Source organism: Pseudomonas sp. TJI-51 (assembly GCF_000190455.2).
Classification (GTDB): Bacteria; Pseudomonadota; Gammaproteobacteria; order Pseudomonadales; family Pseudomonadaceae; genus Aquipseudomonas; species Aquipseudomonas juntendi.
In genome coordinates this window covers 1-9136 of the sequence record NZ_AEWE02000118.1, presented here as the reverse complement: position 1 = coordinate 9136, position 9136 = coordinate 1, and the positions used below count along the sequence as shown (strand labels likewise).

Genomic DNA, 9136 nt, shown 5'->3' with positions numbered 1-9136 from the left:
CCTAAGGCGATCCCTGTGGGGCTTGCCTGCGATGGGCTGCAAAGCAGCCCCGATGTCACAGGTTGAAGGCCAGGCGGTACTCGCCCGGTGTGGCGCCAACGGCCTGGCGGAACCGATTGCTGAAATGGCTGGCACTGGCAAACCCTTGTCGCAGTGATGGCCGGGAATGTGCTGGTGTTTCGCAAGCCCAGGGCACGGGTAGCTGAGGGGGTTGTGGAGGCCAGATGAGTCATGGCCCTATCAGCGACCAGCTACCGAAACTGTGGGCGCTGGCTTGCCGACGATAGGGCCGGTACAGGGACAACCGGGGGATCAGCCCTTCCACACCTGCGGGTTCACCAGGTCCCGCGGCCGCTCACCCAGCAGCGCCGCACGCAGGTTGTCCAGCGCCCGGTTGGCCATGGCTTCGCGGGTTTCGGCGGTGGCCGAGCCTATGTGCGGCAAGGTCAGGGCATTGGGCAGCTTGAACAGCGGCGAATCGCTCAGTGGCTCTTTCTCGTAGACATCAAGGCCTGCGCCGCGCAGGGTGCCGTTCTGCAGCGCTTCGATCAGTGCGGCTTCATCGACCACCGGCCCGCGTGCAATGTTGATCAGGAACGCGCTTGGCTTCATCAGCTTCAGCTCGCGGCTGCCGATCAGTTTGCGGGTCGCGTCCGACAGGGGCACCACGATGACCACGAAGTCGGCTTCGGCCAGCAACTGCTCCAGGCTGCGGAACTGCGCGCCCAGCTCCTGTTCCAGCGCGCTCTTGCGGCTGTTGCCGCTGTACAGGATCGGCATGTTGAAGCCGAAGCGGCCACGGCGGGCCACGGCTGCGCCAATGTTGCCCAGGCCGACGATGCCCAAGGTCTTGCCATGCACATCACTGCCGAAGTGCGCCGGGCCCACGGTTGCCTGCCAGTTGCCGGCCTTGGTCCAGGCGTCGAGTTCGGCGGTACGCCGTGCGCAGCCCATGATCAGCGAAAAGCCCAGGTCGGCGGTGCTTTCGGTGAGCACGTCCGGGGTGTTGGTGAGGGCGATGCCGCGTTCGTTGAAGTAGTCCAGGTCATAGTTATCATAACCGACCGACACGCTGGACACCACCTCGAGCTTGGCCGCACCTTCCAGCTGCGCCCGGCCAAGCTTGCGCCCGACCCCGATCAGGCCGTGGGCTTCGGGCAGGGCTTCGTTGAACTGGGCGGCGATGTCGCCCAACTTGGGGTTGGGCTGTATCAGGTTGAAATCTTGCTGCAGGCGCTCGGCCATGGCCGGGGTGATTCGGCTGAAGGCCAGGACGGTCTTTTTCATCGGGCTGCTTCCAAGGGGAAAGCTACAAGCTACAAGTTGCAAGCTACAAGCTACAAGAAAAAGCAGCACGTGAACGGATCTGCTTTTTCTTGCTACTTGCTACTTGCAGCTGCCCTCAGTCGGCGATCAGCACCTGATGGGTTTTCAGGTCGGCCTCATGCGCGGCAAGAATTTCCGGCAGCGAGTTGCGCAGGTATTCGACCCAGGTCTTGATCTTGGCATCCAAATACTGGCGCGACGGGTAGATGGCGTACAGGTTCAGTTCCTGCAGGCGGTACTCGGGCAGCACCCGCACCAGGCTGCCGTCGCGCAGGCCATCGATGGCCGAATAAATCGGCAGCACGCCTACGCCCATGCCGCTGCGGATCGCGGTCTTCATGGCGTCGGCGGTGTTGACCATGAACGGTGAGCTGGTGATGTTGACCATCTCTTGGCCTTCCGGGCCATCGAACAGCCACTTTTCCAGCGGGATCACCGGGCTGACCATGCGCAGGCAGGCGTGCTTGAGCAGGTCGGCAGGTTTGTGCGGCAGGCCATGGCGGGCGATGTAGGCGGGCGACGCGCAGACGATGCTGTAGGTGATGCCCAGGCGCTGCGAAACGAACCCCGAGTCCGGCAGCTCAGTGGCCAGCACGATGGACACGTCATAGCCCTCGTCAAGCAGGTCGGGCACGCGGTTGGCCATGGTCAGGTCGAAGGTCACGTCGGGGTGCGATTCACGGTAGCGGGCAATCGCATCCACCACGAAATGCTGGCCCACCCCAGTCATCGAATGCACCTTCAATTGCCCGGCAGGGCGCGCATGGGCGTCGCTGGCCTCGGCCTCGGCTTCCTCGACGTAGGTCAGAATCTGTTCGCAGCGCATCAGGTAGCGCTTGCCGGCCTCGGTCAGCGCAATGCGGCGGGTGGTACGGTTGAGCAGCCTTGTTTGCAGATGGGCTTCCAGGTTGGAGACCGCCCGCGATACGTTCGCGGTGGTGGTGTCCAGTTGCGCCGCAGCGGCCGTGAAGCTGCCTAATTGCGCTACGCAACTGAAAGCACGCATGTTTTGCAGGGTGTCCATGGGTCACTCTCTAGGTAGAGGACAAAATTGTGTCACGAAGCAACGCAAAAGTTATGAAAACTTACCTTCGACCAAAGGCGGATTATCGCCGTTTTGGTAACAAAGATTCGCAGGAATCTACGCTTATCGCCAGTGCTGCCGCCCCCTAGAATTGCTCGGCCCCTCCACCTCTTCCTCGGGAAATCGCAGCTGTGCCGCGTCGCATCATCAGAACGCTCAGTGCGTTCAGTGCCTGTGCCCTTGCCCTCACCTTGAGCGGCTGTATCGGAACCTGGGGCATCGCCCCGCAAAGCAAGACGCTGCAAGCCAATACCCTGACCACCGACGCGGCCATTCGCGAAGCCGCAAGCGATGCTCACTGGCCCGACCAGCAGTGGTGGCACGCCTATGGCGACCCGCAACTGGACCGCTGGGTTGCCCTGGCAGTGGCCGGCAGCCCGAGCCTGGCCATGGCCGCCGCGCGGGTGCGTGAAGCCAAGGCCATGGCCGGTGTGGTCGAGTCGGCTGAAAAGCTCCAGGCCAACGGCCAGGCCACGCTCAAGCGCCACAACTGGCCTGAAGACCAGTTCTATGGGCCTGGCGCGTTGTCGGGTGCCAACACCTGGGACAACAACGCGGCCATTGGCTTGAGCTACGCGCTGGACTTGTGGGGCCGTGAACGCAACGCCAGTGAACAGGCCGTGGACCAGGCGCACATGAGCGTGGCTGAAGCGCGCCAGGCGCAGCTGGAGCTGCAGAACAACGTGGTGCGTGCCTATATCCAGCTGAGCCTGCACTTTGCCCAGCGCGATATCGTCAAGGCCGAGCTGGCACAGCAAGAACAGATCCTGGCCTTGGCCAAGCGCCGCCTGGCGGCCGGTATCGGCACCCATTTCGAAGTCAGCCAGGCCGAAGCGCCGCTGCCGGAAACCCATCGCCAGCTCGATAGCCTCGACGAAGAAATCGCCCTGGCCCGCAACCAGCTGGCCGCCCTGGCCGGCAAAGGCCCGGGGGAGGGCGCGCAGTTGCAGCGCCCGGCCCTGGCCCTGGCCGCACCACTGAAGCTGCCGTCCAACCTGCCTGCGGCACTGGTCGGCCAGCGCCCGGATGTGGTCGCCAGCCGCTGGCAGGTGGCTGCGCAGGCACGCGGCATCGACGTCGCGCACGCCGGCTTCTTCCCCAACGTCGACCTGGTCGGCAGCCTGGGCTTCATGGCCACGGGCGGCGGGCCGCTGGAATTCCTGACCGGGCGCAAGTTCAACTACAACGTTGGCCCGGCCATCAGCCTGCCGATCTTCGACGGCGGGCGCCTGCGCTCGCAGCTGGGCGTCGCCTCGGCTGGCTATGACGTGGCCGTGGCGCGCTACAACCAGACCGTGGTCGGTGCGCTGAAGAACATTTCCGACCAGTTGATCCGCCGCGAGTCGATGCAGCAGCAGTCGCACTTCGCTGCCGAATCGGTGGCCGCCGCGCAGAAAACCTACGACATCGCCATGGTCGCCTTCCAGCGTGGCCTTACCGATTACCTCAACGTGCTCAATGCGCAGACCTTGCTGTTCCGCCAGCAGCAAGTGCAGCAGCAGGTGCAGGCGGCACGCCTGATCGCCCATGCCGAGCTGGTCACCGCGCTGGGCGGTGGCCTGCAGGCTGGCCAGGACGTACCCCAGGAAGAACGCCAGGCTGCGCCGAACACCCCGGCGACCCTGGCCATTTTCGATACCCGGCCGGACAACGCTGAATGAGCACTTCCAGTTTGCCTGTGCGCTGGCTGCAAAGCCTGGAATGGCGTCGCGGCTTCTTCGCCTGGGCGCGTACCGATGGCGTGACCTGGGTCTACATCTTCAAGGTACTGGCAGCCGCGTTCATTACCCTGTGGCTGGCCATGCGCCTGGAGCTGCCCCAACCGCGCACGGCGATGATCACCGTGTTCATCGTCATGCAGCCGCAAAGCGGCCATGTGTTCGCCAAGAGCTTCTACCGGGTGCTCGGCACCCTGGCCGGCTCGGCGATGATGGTGGCGTTGATTGCCATTTTTCCGCAGAACACCGAGCTGTTCCTGCCCAGCCTGGCGCTGTGGGTTGGGCTGTGCTCGGCCGGTGCCATGCGCTACCGCACCTTCCGCGCCTATGGCTTCGTGCTGGCCGGCTACACCGCGGCCATGATCGGCCTGCCGGTGCTGCAGCACCCCGACCAGGCGTTCATGGCGGCGGTGTGGCGGGTGCTGGAAATTGCCCTGGGCATCCTGGTGTCGACTTTCGTCAGTGCCGCGATCCTGCCGCAGTCGGCCAGCGCCGCCATGCGTAACGCCCTGTACCAGCGCTTTGGTGTGTTCGCCGGGGTGGTGGTCGAGGCCTTGCGCGGTGACAGCCAGCGTGACCGTTTCGAAAGCAGCAACGTGCGCTTCGTGGCCGAGGCGGTGGGCCTGGAAAGCCTGCGTAACGTCACCGCCTTCGAAGACCCGCACATGCGCCGGCGCAGTGGCCGGCTGGTGCGGATGAACAGCGAGTTCATGGCCATCACCACACGCTTCAACGCCCTGCACCGCCTGCTGGAGCGACTGCGTGCACGTGGCCCGCGGCAGATCGTCACCGCCATCGAGCCGGGCCTGAACACCTTGGTGGAGCTGTTGCAACCCTACGTGGGCCGGGCGCTGACCGACGCCGATGCCTTGCGCCTGACCCTGGAGCTGGGCGCCTACAAGGAAGGCCTGCAAACCCAGGTGCGTAGCCTGCGGGCCGACTACCTGGCAACCGGGCCGAGCGCGGCTGACCAGCTCGACTTCCACACGGTGTTCGAGCTGTTGTACCGCTTCATCGACGAAATGTTCAGCTACGCCGAAACCCACGCCTCGCTGGCCGCACACAAGCACGAGCGCGAGCAATGGGACGAGCCCTATGTGGCGCAGACCAGCTGGCTGGTGTCGTTGGCAGCGGGTGTGCGCGCCTCGGCGGTGCTGTTGCTGCTGGGCAGCTACTGGCTGCTCAGCGACTGGCCCAGTGGCGCCATGATGACCCTGATCGCCACGGTGACCGTGGGCTTGTCGGCGGCCTCGCCCAACCCCAAGCGCATGTCGTTCCAGATGGCCTGCGGCACTGCGCTGGGGGCCTTGGTCGGCTTCTTCGAGACCTTCTTCGTGTTCCCCTGGATCGATGGGTTCCCATTGCTGTGCATGGTGCTGGCGCCTGTGTTCGTGCTCGGCGCGTTTCTCTCGTCACGGCCGGCCTACGCGGGCTACGGCATCGGCCTGCTGGTGTTTTTCGCCATCGGCTCGGTACCCAACAACCTGACCGTGTACGACCCCTACAGCTTCATCAATGACTACATCGGCATGATTCTGGGCATGTGCGTGTGTGCCGCCGCCGGGGCGATCATCCTGCCACCCAACAGCCGCTGGTTGTGGAGCCGCCTGGAGCAGGAGCTGCGCGAGCAGGTGTTGTTTGCCATCAGCGGCCGCCTGCGTGGCATCGGCACGGCGTTCGAAAGCCGCACCCGCGACCTGCTGCACCAGGCTTACGGCCTGGCGGCGGGCAAACCGAAGGTTCAGAGCGAGCTGATGGGCTGGATGTTCACCGTGCTGGAGGTCGGCCACGCGGTTATCGAGCTGCGCAAGGAGCAGGCCCGCGCCCCGGTGCACCCGGCGTATGCCGAGTCGCAACCGTGGCGCCAGGCCATCCGCGTGATGGGCCGGGCCCTGGCACGGCTGTTTCTGCAGCCCAGTGCCAGCAACCACGAACGCGCGCTGGTAGCAGTGGACCATGCCATTGCCCGGGTGCAGGCCACTGACGAGCCATTCGCCCGGCACTTCGATACCTCGGTGCTGCGCCGTGCGCAAAGCTACCTGCACTTCATCCGTTCTTCCCTGCTCGACCCACAGTCGCCGCTGGTGCCGGCGAAAGGACTGCCAGATGCTGCGTGAAAGCATGCCCCGCGAAATCGCCTTCCATGGTGTGTACATGCCCACCATGACCTTGATGTTCCTGTTTGCGCTGGGCCTGGCCTGGGGCCTGGACCGGTTCATCGCCAGCCATGATGGCTACCGCTTCTTCTGGCACCCGGCGTTGCTGCGCCTGAGCCTGTTCGTCTGCCTGTTCGGCGCCATGGCGCTTACTGTCTACTGGTGAGAAACCTTCGATGAAAAAGTTCTTCAGCCTGATCGCCACCCTGCTGGTGCTGGTCGCTGCCGTGGCCATCGGTCGCCAGTTGTGGGTGCACTACATGACCACGCCGTGGACCCGTGACGGCCGCGTGCGTGCCGATATCATCAACGTGGCCGCCGACGTGCCTGGCTATGTGGTGGACGTGCCGGTCAAGGACAACCAGCGGGTGAAGAAGGGCGACCTGTTGATCCAGATCGACCCCGAGCACTATCAACTCGCTGTCGACCAGGCCAAGGCGCTGGTCGCGTCGCGCAAGGCCACCTGGGAGATGCGCAAGGTCAACGCCAAGCGCCGTGCCGACATGGACAACCTGGTGATCTCCAAGGAAAACCGTGACGATGCCAGTAACATCGCCAACTCGGCGCTGGCCGACTACCAGCAGGCCCAGGCTGAACTGGCAGCAGCCGAGTTGAACCTCAAGCGCACCCATATCGTAGCCACGGTGGACGGCTACGTGACCAACCTGAATATCCACCGGGGCGATTACGCGCGTACCGGTGAAGCGGTGATGGCAGTGGTCGATGAAAACTCGTTCTGGGTGTATGGCTTCTTCGAGGAGACCAAGCTGCCGCATGTGAAGGTAGGTGACCAGGCCGAGCTGCAGATGATGAGCGGCGAGCGCATCAAGGGCCATGTGGAGAGCATCGCCCGCGGTATCTACGACCGCGACAACCCGCAAAGCCGCGAGCTGATTGCCGACGTGAACCCTACTTTCAACTGGGTACGCCTGGCGCAGCGGGTGCCGGTGCGCATTCACATCGATGAAGTGCCGGAAGGGTTCTTGCTGGCGGCGGGGACGACTTGTACGGTGGTGGTGAAGCCGAGCGAGGGGTGACCTGCGGCGCCATTCTGGCCCACAGTCACTGCACTGCCTTTAGATACAGCGCTGGACCTGTGGTGGCGGGCATGCCCGGCAAGAATCCAACGCGGTGGCTGGCACCGGCTGCGCCGGTGTTCGCGGGCGCGCCCGCTCCCACAGGTTACGCTGTGCGCCTGCCAGCATCGACAACCTGGCGTTCAGGCGGGCCCCACCAATACCGGCACCTTCACCCGGTCGATCACCTTCGCGCTGATCGATGGGTCCAGCAACCGCCCCAGCCGTGACAGGTGGCGGTGGCCCATGATGATCAGTTCGCAGTTCAGTTCCTGCGCCTTGGCCACGATCGCCTCGACCGGTTGCCCCGCGATCATGCAGCCCTGGCTGGCGAAGCCGGCCTGTTGCAATTCGCCTACCGCCTTGGCCACCGCGTCGTCGGCCTGGTGCTGTTCCTTGCAGGCGGCGGGGTATTGCTCCAGCTCTTCGGTGGTGTAGGGCGCGGGTTGCTCGTGCACGGCGAAGGTAGAGTCGATGGCCAGCAGCACGTGCAATTCGTGTTCGCCGGGGCGGCAGTAACTGCGGGCGAGGGTGAGCAGGGCAGTGGCGGCGGGGGAGGCGTCGATGGCGATCAGAACGGGGCTGGGCATGCAGGATCCTTGCTTCTGGCTGGCTAGTCATTTGCCTGCACCGGCGATAGGGTCGGTGCAGGCACTGCAACTGTTATGACCCAATCACCGTCCAGAATAAATGCCCCACCACGCACGAGCGCATTGCGTCTGGTGCAATCCGCCAACCTGCTACCATCGCCACTCCCCAGCTGTAATGGAACACGGCCATGCAACTCCCGGACATGAACCTGCTCGTCGCCCTCGATGCCCTGCTCGACGAAGGCAGTGTGGTCGGTGCGGCGCAGCGCATGAACCTGAGCCCCGCGGCCATGAGCCGGACCCTGAGTCGTATCCGCGATGCGTTGGGCGACCCGATCCTGGTGCGCGCGGGCCGTGGGCTGGTGCCGACGCCACGGGCGCTGGCCTTGCGCGAGCAGGTGGCGGCGCTGGTGGAGCAGGCTGGCGAAGTGTTCCGCAGCGCCGATGAAGTCGACCTGCCCAAGCTCGACCGTGCCTTCAACATTCGCACCAATGACCTGTTCATCGCCCTGTATGGTGCCCAGCTGCTGCGCCGCATGCACGAGCAGGCACCGCGTACGGTGCTGCGCTTCGTGCCGGAAAGCCCCGGCGGCGACGACGACAGCGTGCTGCGCGACGGGCGCACCGACCTGATCATCAGCTCGACCGTTGATCTGGGACCGGAGATCAAGGTGCAGAGCCTGTTCCAGACCTACTATGTAGGCTTGGCCCGGCGCGACCACCCGATCTTCGAGCAGCCGATCACGCCGACCAGCTTTGCCAGTTACCCACAGATCAGCGTATCCCGCCGTGGCCGGGCCAACGGGCCGATTGATGTCGAGCTGGCCAACTTCAAGGTGCAACGGCGGGTGGCATTGATTACCCCGAGTTTTCACTCGGCGCTGTTCTCGCTACCGGATTCGGACCTGATCCTGCCGATGCCGGCGAATATCCTCAACAGCGTGCACAAGCTCGGGTTGCCACTGCGATCGTTCGAGATCCCGGTACCGCTGGAGCGGGTGACGGTGCTGCAAGCCTGGCACCCGCGGTTTCACAACGACCCGGCACATCGGTGGTTGCGGCAGACCTTGAAGGCTTGCTGCAGTGTTGATCCGTGATTGCCTGTAAGGGCCTCATCGCTGGCAAGCCAGCTTCCACTCTGTGGGAGATTCTATGGTTTCTGGCAAGGCTAGCCGGAGCATCTTCA

The 9136-nt window shown here is 64.4% G+C and carries 8 protein-coding genes and 2 pseudogenes; 6 read left to right on the top strand and 4 right to left on the bottom strand.

From position 1 onward, the window contains the following. Positions 1-55 precede the first annotated feature (55 nt). Positions 56-157: pseudogene (locus tag G1E_RS28485) on the bottom strand (AraC family transcriptional regulator); the annotation flags it as partial. Between G1E_RS28485 and G1E_RS30310 the strand changes: the two are divergent. Next, positions 127-228: pseudogene (locus G1E_RS30310) on the top strand (EamA family transporter); the annotation flags it as partial. The pseudogenes G1E_RS28485 and G1E_RS30310 overlap by 31 nt on opposite strands. 84 nt (positions 229-312) lie before the next feature. Here the strand turns inward: G1E_RS30310 and G1E_RS22525 are convergent. Further along, positions 313-1287, bottom strand: coding sequence for a D-glycerate dehydrogenase (locus G1E_RS22525; protein ID WP_009685036.1), 975 nt, complete (start codon positions 1285-1287; stop codon positions 313-315). A 115-nt stretch (positions 1288-1402) separates the two neighbouring features. After that, positions 1403-2350 carry a LysR family transcriptional regulator gene (locus G1E_RS22520; RefSeq protein WP_009685037.1) on the bottom strand — a complete coding sequence of 316 codons (948 nt, stop codon included), beginning with the start codon at positions 2348-2350 and terminating at the stop codon, positions 1403-1405. Between the two features lie 191 nt (positions 2351-2541). On the opposite strand from G1E_RS22520, the gene G1E_RS22515 reads away from it, so the two are divergent. Genes G1E_RS22515 through G1E_RS22500 form a run of 4 tightly spaced genes read left to right on the top strand, consistent with a single transcriptional unit; the run spans position 2542 to position 7321 of the window. Then, positions 2542-4071, top strand: a complete 1530-nt coding sequence (locus G1E_RS22515; protein WP_009685038.1) for an efflux transporter outer membrane subunit — start codon at positions 2542-2544, stop codon at positions 4069-4071. Next, positions 4068-6245: an FUSC family protein gene (locus G1E_RS22510; RefSeq protein WP_009685039.1), complete on the top strand. Its 2178-nt coding sequence runs from the start codon at positions 4068-4070 to the stop codon at positions 6243-6245. Before G1E_RS22515 ends, G1E_RS22510 begins: the two co-directional genes overlap by 4 nt. A gap of 4 nt (positions 6246-6249) precedes the next feature. Beyond that, complete coding sequence (locus tag G1E_RS22505) at positions 6250-6450, top strand: DUF1656 domain-containing protein (RefSeq protein ID WP_009685040.1); 201 nt, start codon at positions 6250-6252, stop codon at positions 6448-6450. A 10-nt stretch (positions 6451-6460) separates the two neighbouring features. Continuing rightward, on the top strand, positions 6461-7321 hold the full coding sequence (locus tag G1E_RS22500; protein ID WP_009685041.1) for an HlyD family secretion protein: 861 nt from the start codon (positions 6461-6463) through the stop codon (positions 7319-7321). A gap of 182 nt (positions 7322-7503) precedes the next feature. On the opposite strand, the gene G1E_RS22495 is transcribed toward G1E_RS22500, so the two are convergent. Beyond that, entirely contained in the window at positions 7504-7950 is a 447-nt protein-coding gene (locus G1E_RS22495; protein WP_009685042.1) for a universal stress protein, read from the bottom strand. Positions 7951-8138: 188 nt separating this feature from the next. Between G1E_RS22495 and G1E_RS22490 the strand changes: the two genes are divergently transcribed. Next, positions 8139-9047, top strand: coding sequence for a LysR family transcriptional regulator (locus tag G1E_RS22490; protein WP_009685043.1), 909 nt, complete (start codon positions 8139-8141; stop codon positions 9045-9047). Positions 9048-9136: the final 89 nt, after the last annotated feature.